At 64.0% G+C, this 16290-nt stretch carries 13 protein-coding genes; 7 read left to right on the top strand and 6 right to left on the bottom strand.

Annotation, left to right across the window (positions count from 1 at the left end; translation table 11 throughout):
- Positions 1–50 precede the first annotated feature (50 nt).
- Together boxC and FFS45_RS21450 are read right to left on the bottom strand one after the other, a co-directional pair.
- Positions 51–1721 (bottom strand): 2,3-epoxybenzoyl-CoA dihydrolase, encoded by a 1671-nt coding sequence (gene boxC, locus FFS45_RS21455; RefSeq protein WP_137956635.1) that lies wholly within the window; start codon positions 1719–1721, stop codon positions 51–53.
- A gap of 145 nt (positions 1722–1866) precedes the next feature.
- Positions 1867–2841 carry a helix-turn-helix transcriptional regulator gene (locus FFS45_RS21450; RefSeq protein WP_137956634.1) on the bottom strand — a complete coding sequence of 325 codons (975 nt, stop codon included), beginning with the start codon at positions 2839–2841 and terminating at the stop codon, positions 1867–1869.
- A gap of 195 nt (positions 2842–3036) precedes the next feature.
- On the opposite strand from FFS45_RS21450, the gene FFS45_RS21445 reads away from it, so the two are divergent.
- The 4 genes from FFS45_RS21445 to FFS45_RS21430 all read left to right on the top strand — a co-directional run bounded on the left by FFS45_RS21445 (position 3037) and on the right by FFS45_RS21430 (position 7758).
- Entirely contained in the window at positions 3037–3555 is a 519-nt protein-coding gene (locus FFS45_RS21445) for a DUF4863 family protein (RefSeq protein WP_137956673.1), read from the top strand.
- Entirely contained in the window at positions 3548–5143 is a 1596-nt protein-coding gene (locus FFS45_RS21440; protein WP_137956633.1) for a 3,4-dehydroadipyl-CoA semialdehyde dehydrogenase, read from the top strand. Before FFS45_RS21445 ends, FFS45_RS21440 begins: the two co-directional genes overlap by 8 nt.
- 138 nt (positions 5144–5281) lie before the next feature.
- The gene (locus tag FFS45_RS21435) at positions 5282–6886 is read left to right on the top strand and encodes a benzoate-CoA ligase family protein (RefSeq protein ID WP_137956632.1); all 1605 of its coding nucleotides are present in this window, start codon (positions 5282–5284) and stop codon (positions 6884–6886) included.
- Positions 6887–6894: 8 nt separating this feature from the next.
- Complete coding sequence (locus FFS45_RS21430) at positions 6895–7758, top strand: alpha/beta fold hydrolase (protein ID WP_137956631.1); 864 nt, start codon at positions 6895–6897, stop codon at positions 7756–7758.
- A gap of 39 nt (positions 7759–7797) precedes the next feature.
- Here FFS45_RS21430 and FFS45_RS21425 read toward each other — a convergent pair whose 3' ends face one another.
- The 3 genes from FFS45_RS21425 to FFS45_RS21415 all read right to left on the bottom strand — a co-directional run bounded on the left by FFS45_RS21425 (position 7798) and on the right by FFS45_RS21415 (position 11777).
- A complete protein-coding gene (locus FFS45_RS21425; RefSeq protein WP_137956630.1) occupies positions 7798–9165 on the bottom strand; it encodes a gluconate:H+ symporter in 1368 nt (455 codons plus the stop codon).
- Between the two features lie 97 nt (positions 9166–9262).
- A complete protein-coding gene (locus FFS45_RS21420; RefSeq protein ID WP_137956629.1) occupies positions 9263–10387 on the bottom strand; it encodes a porin in 1125 nt (374 codons plus the stop codon).
- A 190-nt stretch (positions 10388–10577) separates the two neighbouring features.
- Positions 10578–11777: an aminotransferase class V-fold PLP-dependent enzyme gene (locus FFS45_RS21415; protein WP_137956628.1), complete on the bottom strand. Its 1200-nt coding sequence runs from the start codon at positions 11775–11777 to the stop codon at positions 10578–10580.
- 148 nt (positions 11778–11925) lie between these two features.
- On the opposite strand from FFS45_RS21415, the gene FFS45_RS21410 reads away from it, so the two are divergent.
- Both FFS45_RS21410 and FFS45_RS21405 read left to right on the top strand, forming a co-directional pair.
- Positions 11926–12798, top strand: a complete 873-nt coding sequence (locus FFS45_RS21410; protein WP_137956627.1) for an IclR family transcriptional regulator — start codon at positions 11926–11928, stop codon at positions 12796–12798.
- Positions 12799–12958: 160 nt separating this feature from the next.
- Positions 12959–13420, top strand: coding sequence for a RidA family protein (locus tag FFS45_RS21405; protein WP_137956626.1), 462 nt, complete (start codon positions 12959–12961; stop codon positions 13418–13420).
- A gap of 178 nt (positions 13421–13598) precedes the next feature.
- Here FFS45_RS21405 and FFS45_RS41790 read toward each other — a convergent pair whose 3' ends face one another.
- Positions 13599–13844: a hypothetical protein gene (locus tag FFS45_RS41790; protein WP_171029705.1), complete on the bottom strand. Its 246-nt coding sequence runs from the start codon at positions 13842–13844 to the stop codon at positions 13599–13601.
- Positions 13845–14133: 289 nt separating this feature from the next.
- Between FFS45_RS41790 and FFS45_RS21395 the strand changes: the two genes are divergently transcribed.
- The gene (locus FFS45_RS21395; protein WP_137956625.1) at positions 14134–16275 is read left to right on the top strand and encodes a phosphocholine-specific phospholipase C; all 2142 of its coding nucleotides are present in this window, start codon (positions 14134–14136) and stop codon (positions 16273–16275) included.
- The last annotated feature ends 15 nt before the right edge of the window (positions 16276–16290 follow it).

Genomic DNA, 16290 nt, shown 5'->3' with positions numbered 1-16290 from the left:
CAGTGCGTGTATCAGGTGCAGTGCAGGCAGCGGGCCGCAAATGCGCGCCGTCAAACCCGCGAGACGTCGAATTGCGCCTTGCTGCCCTTGCCGTACACCTTGAGCGCACCTTTCTCGCCCACCGCGTTCGGCCGGTTGAAAATCCAGTTCTGCCAGGCAGTCAGGCGGCCGAAGATGCGCGTCTCCATCGTCTCAGGACCGTTAAAGCGCAGATTCGCTTCGAGACCGGTCAGTGCATCCGGCGACATCGCCGCGCGCTCTTCCAGCGCGATGCGGATTTCGTCGGCCCAGTCGATGTCGTCCGGCGCGGCGGTCACGAGCCCGAGACGCTCGGCCTCCACCGGCTTGATGGCCGTGCCGATCTTCGCGCGCACCGCATCGAGGGGCGCCGCCTCCTCATAGAAACGGCGTGCGAGCCGCGATTGATGCGTAACCAGCGGATACAGGCCGAAGTTGACTTCCGACAGCGTGAGCGCCGGCTCTTCATCCTCATTGCCCGGCAACGCCGCCATGTAGGTGCGATCGGCCGCGAACGCGAGTTCGGCGAAAGTGCCCGCAAAGCACGAGCCCGGTTCGATCAGCGCGAACAGGGAACGCGACGAGACATCGATGCGCGCCAGCGTGCGGCGCAGCAGGCCGATCGTTTCGCGCACGAACCAGTGGTCCCTGTGCTGCATCAACGTGGCGTCCGCGGCCAGCACGTTGCGGGCATCGCCTTCGGTTTTGAAGATCCACGTGCCGATATCGAGTTCGTTGGTGCGCATCGACAGGATCGCATCGTCGAGTTCGCGGGCGAATTGCAGCGGCCACCAGCCTGCGCCTGCCGCGACAATGGCGTCGATGCCGGCGGGTTGCGTTGCGCGCGGCGCTTTGGCGGTAAAGGTGGCAATACGCTTTGCACGGTCGATGCTGATATCGAGCGTCGCGTAACCGAGTCCGTCTTCTCGCTCGCTGCGTTCAATGCGCGTCAGTGCCACGCCTTTCGCATCGGCAGGACGGTCGCTCTGCGCGGCCAGTTCCAGTGCACGGGCCGCAATCGCCTGATCGAACTGGTTGGGCTTCACCACCTCGTCGACCAGACGCCATTCCTTGGCCCGCTCGCCGCGAATCCCTTCGACCAGCGTGCAGAAAATATCCGCCCGGTCGTGACGCACACGGCGCTTGTCGGTCACCCGCGTGAGACCGCCCGTGCCCGGCAGGACACCAAGCAGCGGCACCTCAGGCAGCGACACCGACGAAGAACGGTCGTCGACCAGCCAGATCTCATCGCACGCCAGCGCCAGTTCATAACCGCCGCCCGCGCACGCGCCGTTCACTGCGGCGAGAAACTTGAGACCCGAGTGGCGCGACGAGTCTTCCAGACCGTTACGCGTTTCGTTGGTGAACTTGCAGAAGTTGACCTTCCACGCATGCGTCGAGAGACCCAGCATGAAGATATTTGCGCCCGAGCAGAACACGCGGTCCTTCAGGCTCGTCAGGACCACCGTCCTGACTTCGGGATGCTCGAAGCGGATGCGCTGGATCGCGTCGTGCAGTTCGATATCGACGCCAAGGTCGTAGGAATTCAGTTTCAGCTTGTAGCCGTCGCGGATTCCGCCGTCCTCGGCAATATCGATGCCGAGCGTCGCAACGGGACCGTTGAAGCTCAGCTTCCAGTGCTTGTACTGCGAGGGATCGGTGCGGTAGTCGACTGGGGCAATCAGAGTTTGCGCTGCGGACATGGGCGTCTCCTGGACAATGCCTAACTGTGTTTTGAACAATAGTGCATTGTCACACCCACGTAAAGCACTTTAATGCATGTTTACGTACAAACCCTTAGTCAACCCGCCCTAACGTGAGCACATCAGGGCGCACGTCAGCGCACGCTCAGCCCGCCCGGGTGTCGTCGACGGTTTCCGCCGCCAGCCGCGCAGCCAGGCGGTCGCGCAATTGCAGGTAGGCGTCGGCCAGCGTTTTCTCGCTGGTGTCGAAGCTCATATCCGCGCGGCCATACAGTTCGCTGCGGCCGGCGAGAATGCGCTTGAGGTCGTCCATCGCCTCCTTGTTGCCCGACATGGGACGCAGATCGCCTTGTGCCACGACGCGGCGCATGTGCTCTTCCGGCGTGGCCTGCAGCCAGACGGTGTAGCAGTGTGCGAGCAGCGCGTTAAAGGTGCCCGATTCGGAGACGAGGCCGCCCGGCGACGCGATCACCGCACGCTCATGCTCGTGGATCACCGCCTCCAGCGCCCGGTGCTCGTAGCGGCGATAGGCGGCCGCCCCATACAGCGAATGGATCTCCGACGGCGGACAGCCGGCCAGTTGCTCGATCACGCGCGTGAGCTCGACGAACGGCACCTTGCGCTCCTGCGCGAGCATCCGCCCGAGCGTCGACTTGCCCGCGCCGCGCAGGCCGATCAAGGCGATCCGGTCCTTGCGATGCGGATCGCGCGGCGCCTGCGCGAACATGTCGGCGAGCGCGATACGGGCGCGCTGCAATGCCGCCTGGTCGCGCCCCTGCAACAGCTCGCGGATCAGCAGCCATTCGGCCGATGAGGTGGTTTCGTCGCCGATGACCTCGGCGAGCGGGCAATTGAGGGTCGCCGCGATCTGCCGCAACACCAGCACCGAGGCGTTGCCGACCCCCGATTCCAGATTCGCCAGGTGCCGCTCGGACAGGCCCGTTTCGGTAGCGAGCGTCTTGCGCGTCATGCCGCGGCGGGCGCGCAGCAGGCGCACGCGCTCACCCATCGCCGTCAGGAACGGATCGCGCTCTTCCCGCTCGCCCCGCTCCTCGCGGGCGCGGTCGTCGGCGGGCTCGTCGGCGGGTGATGCTGGTGCTGCGGAGTAATTCTGATTCATGTTTCACGCTCCCAATACCACGATACATGTACTATAGTGCTTGACAAGCACTGCATGACCCGTTAATTTTCGCCAAATATTGATCCAATAACAAACGCCGCACGGTTTTTCTGGCGGCGCATCGGAGACGGACGGCACGCGCGCATGAAATAAGGTGCGTGTGCGCCGTCGCTGGAGGCTTGCATGTCCCCTGCAATATCCCCTGAAGATTTCGAGCGTCTGATCGCAGGCGTGACCGTTCAACTCCAGGGCCGGCCACTCGACCACGCTCTGGCGGCGTGGCTGAACGCAACGTGGCCGGCTGATGGCTCCACGGCCGGTCCGGGCGCCGGCACGACCTTCCACGAGCTAGCTCAGGCCTGCCGCACCGGCGTCGCGCAAGGCTGGCTATGCAACCGTGAAGACGGCGGCCTCCGCTATGGCCGCATCTTCAAGCCGCTGCCGGCCACGCATGGCTTTTCCGTCGACGTGGTCGACATGCAGGATATGGCCGGCCCGCACCATGTCCATCCGCACGGCGAGATCGATCTGATCATGCCGCTTACCGAAGGCGCGACGTTCGATGGCCATCCGGCGGGCTGGTGCGTGTACGGCCCCGGCAGCGCGCATCGTCCGACCGTCGCCAATGGGCGGGCGCTCGTGCTCTATCTGTTGCCGCAAGGCGCGATTGAATTCACCCCTGAACCCCTCGCAGAGACCCGCCGCCATGACTGAACTGCTGAAGAACTACGTGGCCGGACAATGGCTTGCCGGGACCGGCGCGGGCATCACGCTAACCGACCCAGTGACAGGCGAAGCGCTGGTGCGCGTGTCGAGCGAAGGGCTCGATCTGCCGCACGTCTTCGGTTTCGCCCGTGAACACGGTGGCGCTGCCTTGCGAGCGCTGACCTATGCCGAACGTGCCGGGCGCCTTGCCGAGATCGTCAGGCTGCTGCAGGCCAAGCGCGACGACTACTATGCGATCGCCACGGCCAATTCCGGCACGACCTGCAATGATTCGGCGGTCGATATCGACGGCGGCATTTTCACGCTGACTTACTACGCGAAGCTAGGTGCGGGATTGGGCGATGTGCATGCACTGCGCGACGGCGAGAGCGCATCGCTCAGCAAAGACCAGTCGTTCAGCGTGCAGCATGTGCTCACGCCCACGCGCGGTGTCGCGCTCTTCATCAACGCGTTCAATTTTCCGTCGTGGGGGCTGTGGGAAAAAGCGGCCCCCGCACTGCTCTCCGGTGTGCCGGTGATCGTCAAGCCCGCTACCGCCACCGCGTGGCTCACGCAGCGCATGGTCGCCGATGTCGTCGACGCGGGCATTCTGCCGGCGGGCGCGTTGTCCGTGATATGCGGCAGTTCCGCCGGCCTGCTCGACCAGGTGCAGGCTTTCGATGTGGTGTCGTTCACCGGCTCGGCCGCCACCGCTGCAACGCTGCGCGCGCATGCCGCTTTCGTGCAGCACGGCGCGCGTCTGAACGTCGAGGCGGACAGCCTGAACAGCGCGATTCTTTGCACCGATGCGACGCCACAAACGCCTGCCTTCGAACTGTTCATCAAGGAAGTCGTGCGTGAAATGACCGTCAAGTCCGGGCAGAAATGCACAGCCATACGCCGTGTCTTCGTCCCAGACACGGTGCTCGATGCGGTTGTCGAAGCGCTCAAAGCCAGGCTTGCTAAAGTGACTGTTGGCAACCCGCGTAACGAGAACGTGCGCATGGGGTCACTGGTGAGCCGCGAGCAGTACGAGAACGTCCTCGCGGGCATCGCCGCGCTGCGCGAAGAAGCGGTGCTCGCCTACGACGGCTCGGGCACGCAGTTGGTCGACGCAGACCCTGCGATAGCAGCGTGCATGGCGCCTCACCTGTTCGTCGTCAACGATCCCGAGCGGGCCACGCTGTTGCATGAGGTCGAAGTGTTCGGCCCTGTCGCCACGGTCGCGCCGTATCGCCTTGCCACGCACGCGGCTGGATTGCCCGAAGCTCACGCCATTGCCCTCGCGCGCCGTGGCGCGGGGTCGCTCGTCGCCTCGATCTATGCCAACGACGATGCGCATCTGGCGCGCGTCGCACTCGAACTCGCCGATTCGCACGGACGGGTGCATGCCGTTTCGCCCTCCGTGCAGCAGAGCCAGACGGGACACGGCAACGTGATGCCGATGTCGCTGCACGGCGGCCCCGGCCGGGCCGGCGGCGGCGAAGAATTAGGCGGCCTGCGGGCGTTGAATTTCTATCACCTCCGCGCGGCCATCCAGGCGTCGAGCGCGGGCATCGAAGCGTTGATGCGCACGACGCAACCGGCCGGCACGTGAGCACCACCCCGTTGATCGGCGTCGTTCGGCGCCGATCAACGGCACGAGCGACAAACCTTGGTACCAGGCATTAGCGCCACAGAATCGTAGGACCCACCCGCCTCACGAGTCCAGGCCGCCCCCACCGCTGGAGGAAACATGGAAGCCCTGCAGGAATCGCCAGCCAGTCAGCCCGAACCCACGCTGAACGTCGAGCCGCCGCCGGCCCGATTCAATTTTGCCGCGCATGTGTTCCACCTCAATCGGGCTCGCGCCGGCAAGCCCGCGTATATCGACGACCGCGGCGTCACCACCTACGGGCAGCTCGAAGAACAGGCGCGCCGCTTCGCTAACGTACTGCCCACGCTCGGCGTGCATGCCGAGGAGCGCGTGCTGCTGGTGATGCAGGACAGCGTGGAACTCCCGGTCGTGTTTCTCGGCGCGCTGTACGCGGGCGTCGTGCCGGTGGTGGCGAATACGCTGCTGACCGCGGCGGATTACGTCTATATGCTCACGCACAGTCACGCCCGCGTCGTGATCGCTTCAGGCGCGGCGCTGCCTGCGCTCGAACAGGCGTTGAGCGTGGCGGAACACGACGGCTGCCTGCTGATCGTGTCGCAACCATCCGACGGCGACGGCGACGCACCGCACGCGCCCGTGCTGAGCGCATTGCTCGAGGCCGCCACGCCCGCACCCAAAGCCGTCGCCAGCGGCTGCGACGACATCGCCTTCTGGCTCTATTCGTCAGGTTCGACCGGTAAGCCCAAAGGTACGGTGCATACCCACGCGAATCTCTACTGGACCGCCGAGCTGTACGGCAAGCCAATCCTCGGCATCGTCGAAAGCGATGTGGTGTTTTCCGCCGCCAAGCTGTTCTTTGCCTATGGTCTCGGCAATGGACTGACCTTCCCGCTCTCGGTCGGCGCCACTGCGGTGCTGATGGCCGAGCGCCCCACCGCCGAGGCGATCTTCGCGCGTCTCACGCGGCACAAGCCCACGGTGTTCTACGGCGTGCCGACGCTTTACGCGAGCATGCTGGCCGCGCCGAGCCTGCCCTCTCGCAACGATCTCGCGTTACGCATCTGCACCTCGGCAGGCGAAGCGCTGCCGCGCGAGATCGGCGAGCGCTTCACCGCACGCTTCGGCGCCGAGATTCTCGACGGCATCGGCTCGACGGAGATGCTGCATATCTTTCTGTCCAATCGCGCCGGCCAGGTCGAATACGGCACCACGGGCCGCCCCGTGCCGGGTTATGACGTCGAGCTTCGTGACGAGAGCGGACACGCGGTCGCCGACGGCGAAGTGGGCGACCTGTTCATCAAGGGGCCGAGCGCGGCGCTGATGTACTGGAGCAATCGCGAGAAATCGCGCGCGACTTTTCTGGGCGAATGGATCCGCAGCGGCGACAAATACCGGCGGCTGGCGAACGGCTGTTACGTCTATGCGGGACGCAGCGACGACATGCTCAAGGTGAGCGGGCAATACGTGTCGCCGGTCGAAGTGGAGATGGTGCTGGTCCAGCACGACGCCGTCCTCGAGGCGGCGGTGGTCGGCGTCGATCACGGCGGTCTCGTGAAGACGCGCGCCTTCGTGGTGTTAAAGCCGGATGCCGCGGCCTCTGGCACACTGGCGGACGAACTGAAGGCCTTCGTGAAAGAACGGCTCGCACCCCACAAGTACCCGCGTGATATCGTGTTCGTCGACGATCTGCCGAAGACGGCGACAGGCAAGATCCAGCGCTTCAAACTACGCGAACAGCTTTAAGGTGGTTCATGCACAAGCCCGCGGTAACGGATGAGACAAGAACGGCGTCAGCGTCAGCGTCAGCGGACGATAGCCAATTCGCGCGGCTCCCCGCGACAACCACCCGCAGTGCGCTCGATATCGAATACCGCTGGCTCAATCCCGGGTTAAGCGCAGCGCCGATCGCGCTGTTTCTGCACGAAGGGCTTGGTTCGATCGCCATGTGGCGCGACTGGCCACAGACGCTGTGCGACCAGCTCGGCATGCGCGGACTGGTGTATTCGCGTCCCGGTTATGGACGCTCGACGCCACGGCCCCATGACGAGAAATGGCCGGTGGATTTCATGAGCGCCCAGGCACAGGACGTATTGCCGGCGCTGCTGGACGCCCTTGGCATCGAGCCTGACGAACGTGCCCGCATGTGGGTCATCGGCCATAGCGACGGTGGATCGATCGCGCTGCTGTACGCCGCGGCCTTCCCGGCGGGGCTCGCAGGCGCTGCGGTCATTGCGCCGCACGTGTTCGTCGAAGATATCTCGGTGCAGAGCATCGCGCAGGCAAAGCTCGCTTACGAGCAAACCGGCCTGCGTGACAAACTGAGCCGCTATCACGCCGATGCCGATTCAGCCTTCTACGGCTGGAACGACATCTGGCTAAGCCCGGCGTTCCGGGCCTGGAGCATCGTCGCTGCGTTGCCGGCGATCCGCTGCCCGTTGCTCGCCGTACAGGGACATGACGATCACTACGGCACGATGGCACAGATCGATACCATCGCCGCGCAGGTGCCGCACGCGCGGCTCGCCAGGCTCGACGCTTGCGGGCACTCGCCGCATCGCGATGCGCCAGCGGCGCTGAATGCGGCGATTGCCGCATTTATCGAGGCAACGCGGTAAGCCTCGCCCCGATGCGCGAGCCGGCTCCGGGCCCGCTCATCAAACCACGGCTGACAATCCCAACGTGAACAGCAGCGCCGTCAACGAAATGATCGTCTCGCACACGGTCCACGTCTTGAAGGTCTGCGGCACGGTCATGCCGAAGTACTCCTTGACGAGCCAGAAACCGCCGTCGTTCACATGCGACAGAATCAGCGACCCCGCGCCGGTGGCAAGCACCAGCAACTCGGGACGCACGCCGCCAGTACTCGCCGCCGCAGCCGCGATGGGTGCGATGATGCCCGCGGCGGTTGCCATCGCAACCGTGGCCGAGCCCGTTGCGACGCGAATCAGCGCCGCCACCAGCCATGCCAGAATCAGCAGCGGCACGTGCGCGCCCGTGGCCACGTCGACAATCGCCTTCGACGCGCCGCTATCGATCAGGATGCGCCCGAAGCCCGCGCCTGCCCCCACCACCAGCGTGATACCCGCGGTCGGTGCGAGACACTCGTTGGTGAACCTGAGAATCTGCTCGCGCCCGAAACCGCGCGCCGTTCCGAACGTATAGAAGCTCAGCAGCACCGCCAGCAACAGCGCCATGTCCGGGTGGCCGATCAGATGCAACACATTGTTGGCGGCCGATTTCGCGGGCACGATCAGGTCGGCCCAGCTCCCTACCAGCATCAGCAGGACCGGCAGCAGCACCGTCAGCAAGGTAATGCCGAAGCCCGGCAACTGCTGCTGCGCACGCTTCGCATCCTGCTCGATGAACTGCTGCGCCATCGGGTTCACGCCTTCCAGCACCACGAAGCGGCTAATCAGCTTCGAAAACAGCGGGCCGGCAATCGCGGCCGTCGGAATGCCGACAATCAGCGCATAGAAGATCGTATGGCCGATATCCGCGTTATACGCGGTCACCGCCAGCAAGGCTGCCGGGTGCGGCGGGATCAGGCCGTGCACGACGGACAAGCCGGCCACCATCGGAATGCCGACGCGAATCATCGAGGTGCCGGTGCGTTGCGCGACGTTAAAGGCAATCGGAATCAGCAGCACGAAACCGACTTCGAAGAACACCGGCAAGCCGACCAGAAAGGCGATGCACATCATCGCCCAGTGGACGTTCTTCGGTCCGAACAATTCGATCAGCGTGCGGGCGATCCTCTCCGCCCCGCCCGACTCGGCCATCATCTTGCCGAGCATGGTGCCAAGGCCGACCACGATGGCAATATGCCCGAGCGTGCCGCCGACGCCGGTCTCGAACGACTTGAGAATCGACGTCATCGGCATGCCGACCGCGAGCGCCAGCGCGACCGACACCATCATCAAGGTGATGAACGGATTCATCTTGAAGCGCGCAATCAGCACGACGAGCGCGATGATTGCAATCAATGCGTAGACGAGTAACAGACTTCCCTGAACTGTCGCCATGGGTGCTCCTGGTGAATGAGATCGGCCACACGCGCAGCGTCCGCACCACGCGCATGTGCAGGCGGGCCGCGCTTGCGGCGCGGCCCGCCCGTTGGCCTTAGAACTTGTGGCGGATACCGGCGACGGTCACGAATTGCCCATTGGTGCTCGACGGATTCGAAATCCCTTCGATCCAGGCCTTCGAACCGGCGGCGTTCTGATAGATGCCGTTCAGATAGAGGTCGGTGGTCTTCGAGAGGAAGTACTCGCCGCCGACGCTGATCTGGTTGTAATGCGCGCTCGGTGCGGTAGCCGAGCTGCTGTTCTGGCTCGTGTAGATATAGCCGAGCGCGAGCAGCGTAGCGGGCGTCAACTGGTAACGCACGCTCGCCTCATAGTTGGCAAAGCGCAGGCTGCCGCCGCTGATCAGTTCAAACTGCGAGTTCGTGTACAGCAGTGCGACCGTGGCAGGACCGAATGCATAAGCACCGCCCGCGCCCCACACCTGATTGCGCGCCACATTGGTCGTGCCGATGATCGACGAGCCCGTGCCGTAGTAGTTGTCCGAGGGCGCCGCGCCGGTGGTATTGCTGGCCGGGTTATCGACCAGCGAATACGCCGCGTCGAGACGCAGCGGGCCGTTCACGTAGTCGGCGCCGACGCTCCACGCGCGGTTGTTGGCGAACTGGCCGGCCGTGTTCGAAAACGCGTACATCGCGTTGGCGGTAAAGCCGGCGAGGGTCGGCGTTGTGTATTTCACCGCGTTGTCGGTGCGGTAGGTGTTGTTGAGGTCGTCGTTGTCGTAGATCGCGTTGCCATACTGGCTCATCGCGCCGACGCCGTTGATCTGCAGATTCGACAGATAGTCCTGCACGCTGTTGTACTGGCGCCCGAGCGTGATCATCCCCGCCTGGTCGTTGCTCAGCCCGACCCATGCGCCGCGGCCGAACATCCGTCCCCCTCCGCCCAGCGCGCCTGTCTCAAGGTTGAAACTGTTTTCCAGTTTGAACAGAACCTTGTTGCCGCCACCCAGATCCTCGCTACCCGTCAAACCCCAGCGCGAGCCTTGCACATTGCCCGGGGTCGCCTGATAGGCCGACTGCCCCTTCTGGTTGTTGGTGTAGGTAAAACCGGCATCGACGATGCCATACAGCGTGACACTGCTTTGCGCGTGAGCGGCGGCAGCGCCGAGCCCGGTTACGGCGACGGCGAGCGCCGTGCGGAGAATCTGCTTGTGCATCATGGTTTCCTCAAGTCTCTGGTCGAAAGAACAGCAAACACCGGTGGTTAGGGATTGTCCCGGCTATATAAGGTGTACTAAACGTGCAAGGTAAAGCGACACCGGAATGGCTCCGGTGTGACGGTCAAACAATCGGGTTTTCAGCGCGGGTTTTCAGTGCGGCTTTTCGGCCGCACTGGCCGCTTCCTGCTGCTCAGTCCGGCCAGTTGCGACGACCCGCCAGACGGCGCGCGTCGCGCTGGTGGAACGGCGTGACGAGCGGCTCAGGCGCGGCTTGCGCCCGCTCGAGTTCGGCCACGAGCCGCGCCAGCACCACCTGTTCTTCGCCGGGATGCAGGTTGCACGGATCGACGAAGAAGAAATGCTGTTCGGCCTCGTGATCGCGCACGATCACCGGGGCGGCGCCGGCCGGCGGGTGCGCCAGTGCATCGGCAAGATCCCAGGCCGTCGTGCGCGCCTTGTGCGGATCGATCTGCAGTTTCAGGCGTTCGAGTGGATTGCCAGTCGGATCGGCATCGAGTTCGGCGCGCACCCCGGCGCGTCCGTTCAGCGTGTCGCGCCAGAGCGTCAGATAAGCGTGTTCACGGGCCCGCAGCGCAGCGTGATCGCGCGCTTGCCACTGCTCGAGCGCAGCCATCGCACCGACGATGCCTTCCTTGCCGACCTTCATGCCGCGGCCGATACCGCCGTTCTGGAAGTAGGCCGCGCGCACCAGCTCCTTGCGCCCGGCCACGATGCCAGCGGTGAGACCGCCGAGAAACTTGTGCGCCGAGTAAAGCGCGAGATCCGCACCCGCCGCGATAAAACGCTTCAGGTCGTATTCCGAAGCGGCATCGACAATCACCGGCACGCCTTGTGCGTGCGCCACGGCGATGAATTCTTCGAACGGGATCAGGCCGTACTGGACCGCGTGGTGCGACACGACATAGAGCGCTGCAGTGGTGCGCTCGTTGATGGCGTTGGCCAGCTGATAACCATGCGCTTCGGTGGCGGCGCCCACTGGAACGACACGCGCTCCGGCGAGACGGATCGCCTGATCGACCGGTGCGCCATAATTGACGAGTTGCCCCGTCTGGATGACAACCTCGTTGCGCAAACCGGCGGTATCCGGCAGCCGCTCGATCAGGCCCAGGTTGTCGCCGGTCATGGTGGCCGCGAGGCTCAAGGTGATCGCCGCCGAACACGACGCGGTGATATAGCCGGCTTCGCTGCCGCAAGCCTGTGCAATGACAGCCGAGGCCTTGCGTTGCAGGTCGTCGATCTCGACGAACTCCGGCAGGATCTGCGCCACCGCCTCAATGACCGGTGCGCGAACGATGGACGCGCCTAGACTCGTCATCGTGCCCGAAGCATTGATGACGGGGCGTAAACCGAAACGGGTACGGATGTCCATCGAGAAGCGCCTCCAAGCGAGTATTTCTTAATTATGGAATATATGTTGTAATTGAGGATCAGTCTAGCATACAATGTCCCTGCGTCAACTGGACAAAAAACCACCAGGCATACATCCGGCACTCACAGGCCGGCCTCAGAGGAGCACGATGGCCCGCACGTCCCGATCCACCTCCGCAGCGCTCGACGCAACCGCCCCTGAAACGGCCGCCGGGTCCGCCGCCGAGACCGGCCAGGGCGATCAGGCCGCCCAGACGCCCCGCACCCGCACCAGCGCGCTTGACCGCGCCGTGCAGATTCTCGACGCGCTGCAAGCGGCCAACCGGCCCGCCACCGCGTATGAGGTGGCACGCATGGTGGGCGCACCGTTGTCCACGGTCTATTCGATCATCAACGACATGGTCGAGAAGAACCTGCTGGCGCGCGGGCTCGACGGCGCGATCTGGCTCGGCTCGCGCCTGTACGGTTATGGCCTCACGTATGCCGGCTCGCTCGACTACCTCGCGGTGGCCGCCGAGGAAATGCAGCGCCTGTCCGCCGAGGTCGAAGAGACCGTGCAGGTTTGCGGGCTTGAGGAAGGCATGATGGTGGTACTGCAAATGTCGGAGGGACCAGGGCATTTTCGTGTCACCTCGCGCGTGGGCAGCCGCGTGCCGCTCAACTGGACCGCCTCGGGCCGTTTGCTGGTCGGTCATTTGCCCGACGCTGAACGGATTGCGTTTTTTACCCAGCATGCGCAGGCCTCGCCGACCGGCCGCGCCGAAACCCGTCCCAAGGTGCTCGCGCAGATCGCGAGAGACGCGCTGCAAGCGCGCCTCTCAATCCAGATCGGCGAATCCGACGCGTCGGTGGCCTGCCTCGCCGCTCCCGTACTCGATAACGCCGGCGTGTGCGTGGTGACGATTTCCATTGTGATGCCCGAAGCGAAAGCCGCGCTCGGCACCGAGCGTTATGCGCAAGCGGTGCAAGCGGTCGCCGCGCGCATCGAAGCGCGACTCGGCTGGCGTCAGCGCGAATCGTGACCGTCTCGTGAAGCTTAAGTGAACGAAGCTTTCAGACGCCCTGCGCGCAGCGTCGCATCGAACCCTGCTGCGGCCTGAGCGCAGCGCGATTGCCACATGCATGAATGCAATCGCGCTGCGTCACACGCCATTCAAAAATCCTTCACTCACTCGATCCCAGATGAACTGTTATGAACGGCTGCATTCGCGCGGCCTAAAACTTCCGAAAGTGCCCTCACCCATCGGCAATTTCTGCCACTGCACCCGTGCAGGCAATCTGCTATTTCTCTCGGGCCAGGGACCGCTCGACGAAACCGGCGTGCTCATGACCGGCAAGGTCGGCGCAAGCGTCAGTACCGAGGAAGCCTACCGGCATGCGCAACTGGTCGGACTCAATCTGCTGGCGGTGCTGCATGATGAACTGGGCGATCTGCAACGCGTGAAGCAGATCGTCAAACTGCTTGGCATGGTCAACGCTACGCCTGCTTTCACCGAACATCCGCGCGTCATCAACGGCTGCTCCGATCTGTTTGTCGACGTGTTCGGCGATGCGGGCCGCCACTCGCGCTCGGCGGTCGGCATGGGCTCGCTGCCGGGCAATATCACCGTCGAGATCGAGGCGATTGTCGCGGTGTGGGAGTGACACCACAACCCGCCACAACCCGCGTTCAGCACCTCAAAAGTATCAATTTGTAAATTCCGCAAACATGCACAATTGCAACTTCTTACCCAACGTTCATAAATCTTACACAGGTAAGTAGTTATCCTTCGACGGAGCTGAGCCAGGGTGTACGGACCCCGCCAGCGTCCCCCAAATACCGTCAAAGGCCTCCCATGTCCACCTGGTCTGCGCGCAGCGCGTTGTTCGAATCGAGACCGGCGAGCAAACGTTTGGCAGCGGCGCTGTTCGCGTGGCAGCGCAGGCGCAGAACGGCGCGCCTGAGAGCCCGCGCATCGGCCGCTGCCCTGACTGCGGCGTTGTGCATGACGCTCGCCGCCTGCAGCAACGACGACAGCAAGACGCCCGACACCACCGCCACCACGACATCTGCAGAACAGATCAACAACGCCCCGCCGGCACCGTATGCGGTACCCAATGTGGCACCCAACGCGACGTCCTACGCACAGGGGCAAAACGCTTCCACGCAGCCGGCCCAGGCCGTCTTGCCGGCGAACGCCATCCAGACTCCACCGCCCAGCGCCGCACAGCTTGGCGCTGCCGCATCCGACAGTCTTGTAACACCCGTGATTCACACGGTTGACTGAAGTTGACTGAAGTCGTCTGAGTCCCCGCGGCGGTTCTGCCTGCTGGTCCACCGTCGCGCATATTCCTTCCCCTGAAGATCGAAGCCCACCATGACATCAAAAAATCGCCGTGAGTTTCTACGCGCAGCCGCCTCGGCTGCCGGTTCTGCAACCGCGTTGAGCATGCTGCCGCTCGGCATTCGCAACGCACTTGCCATCCCCGCGAACAACGCCACCGGCAGCATCCAGGATGTCGAGCACATCGTCATCCTGATGCAGGAAAACCGTTCGTTCGACCACTACTTCGGCACGCTGCGCGGCGTGCGCGGCTTTGGCGACACGCGCGCCATCACGCTGCCCACCGGCAACCCGGTGTGGTATCAGCCGCTGCTCGAAGGCGCCGTCGAAGATCTGGGCTATGTGCTGCCGTTCCGCCCGAGCGCGCCGAATCTCGGCCTGCAGTTCCTGCAGGATCTCGCGCACGACTGGAACAGCACGCACACCGCGTGGAACGGCGGCCTGTACAACCAGTGGGTGCCGGCAAAGGGCACCACGACGATGGCGTACATGACGCGCGACGACATTCCGTTCCACTACGCGCTGGCCGATGCATTCACGATCTGCGACGCGTATCACTGCTCGCTGATGGGCCCGACGGACCCGAACCGCTACTACATGTGGACCGGCTGGGTGGGCAACGACGGCAGCGGCGGCGGCCCGGTGATCGACAATTCCGAACTCGGCTACGGCTGGTCGACCTATCCGGAAGTGCTGCAAAACGCCGGCATTTCGTGGAAGATCTATCAGGACATCGGCACCGGCCTGAATGCCAACGGTTCGTGGGGCTGGACCTCCAATGCGTACATCGGCAACTACGGCGACAACTCGCTGCTCTACTTCAACCAGTACCGCAACGCGCAACCGGGCAATCCGCTGTACGACAACGCACGCACCGGCACCAACGTGGCAAACGGCGGCACGTACTTCGACGTGCTCAAGCAGGACGTGACGAACAACACGCTGCCGCAGGTCTCGTGGATCGTCGCACCGGAAGCCTATTCCGAGCACCCGAACTGGCCCGCGAACTACGGCGCATGGTACGTCGACCAGGTGCTGCAGATCCTCACGTCGAACCCGGAGGTGTGGAGCAAGACGGTCCTGCTCGTCAACTACGACGAGAACGACGGTTTCTTCGATCACATGGCGCCCCCGTTTGCGCCGGCTTCGAGCGCCAATGGCCTGTCGACGGTCGCTACGACCAATGAAATCTACAGCGGCAACGGCCAATACACGGCGGGCGAATATTCGAATGGCCCGTATGGTCTTGGGCCGCGCGTGCCGATGATCGTAGTGTCGCCGTGGTCGAAGGGCGGCTATGTGTGCTCGCAGGTGTTCGATCACACATCGGTGATTCGCTTCATCGAAAAGCGCTTTGGCCAGAATCACGATCTGGGCGAATCGAACATCACGCCGTGGCGCCGTGTGGTATGCGGCGACCTGATGTCCGCGTTCAACTTCGTCAATCCGAACGACGCGACGCCGGCTCTGCCGAGCACGGCAAGCTATGTGCCGCCGGACCAGTCGCGTCATCCGGACTACGTGCCGCTGCCGCCGCTCGTGCAGGCCGTGCCGAAGCAGGAACCCGGCGTGCGCCCGGCGCGCGCCCTGCCCTACGAGCTGTTCGTGCGCCTGCACAGCGAGGCATCGCAAGGCAAGATCGCCATCCGCTTTGTCAACAACGGCAAGGCCGGCGCGGCATTGCTCGTCTACTCGACCAATAGCGGCGCAGCACCGCTCAGCTATACGATAGAAGCCGGCAAGCGCCTCGACGACCACCTCCCGCTCAACGCCAACGGCACCTACGACTACACCGTGTACGGTCCGAACGGCTTCCTGCGCCGCTACGCGGGCAAGCCGCCTGCACCGTCGAACTGGTGGAGCAACTCGGAAGTGGCCCGTCCGGAAGTGGCCGAGGCTTATGACGTCGCCAACGGCAACCTGCAGTTGCGTCTCGAGAACCCGGGCACGGCACGCTGCGAATTCACCATCACCAACGCGTACGATCCGAGCACCTTGATCAAGCGCACCGTGAAGGGCGGCAGCAATGAGGACATCTACCTCGACCTGCGCGCGGCCTACGGCTGGTACGACCTGACGGTGACCGTCGATACGGACCCGACCTTCACGCGGCGCCTCGGTGGCCACGTTGAAACGGGACGCAGCAGCATGAGCGATCCGGCTTTGGGTAGCTAAGCAAAGGGAAAGCAT

It is taken from the genome of Burkholderia sp. 4M9327F10 (assembly GCF_005503145.1).
Classification (GTDB): Bacteria; Pseudomonadota; Gammaproteobacteria; order Burkholderiales; family Burkholderiaceae; genus Paraburkholderia.
This window is presented reverse-complemented; position numbering and strand designations above follow the sequence as displayed.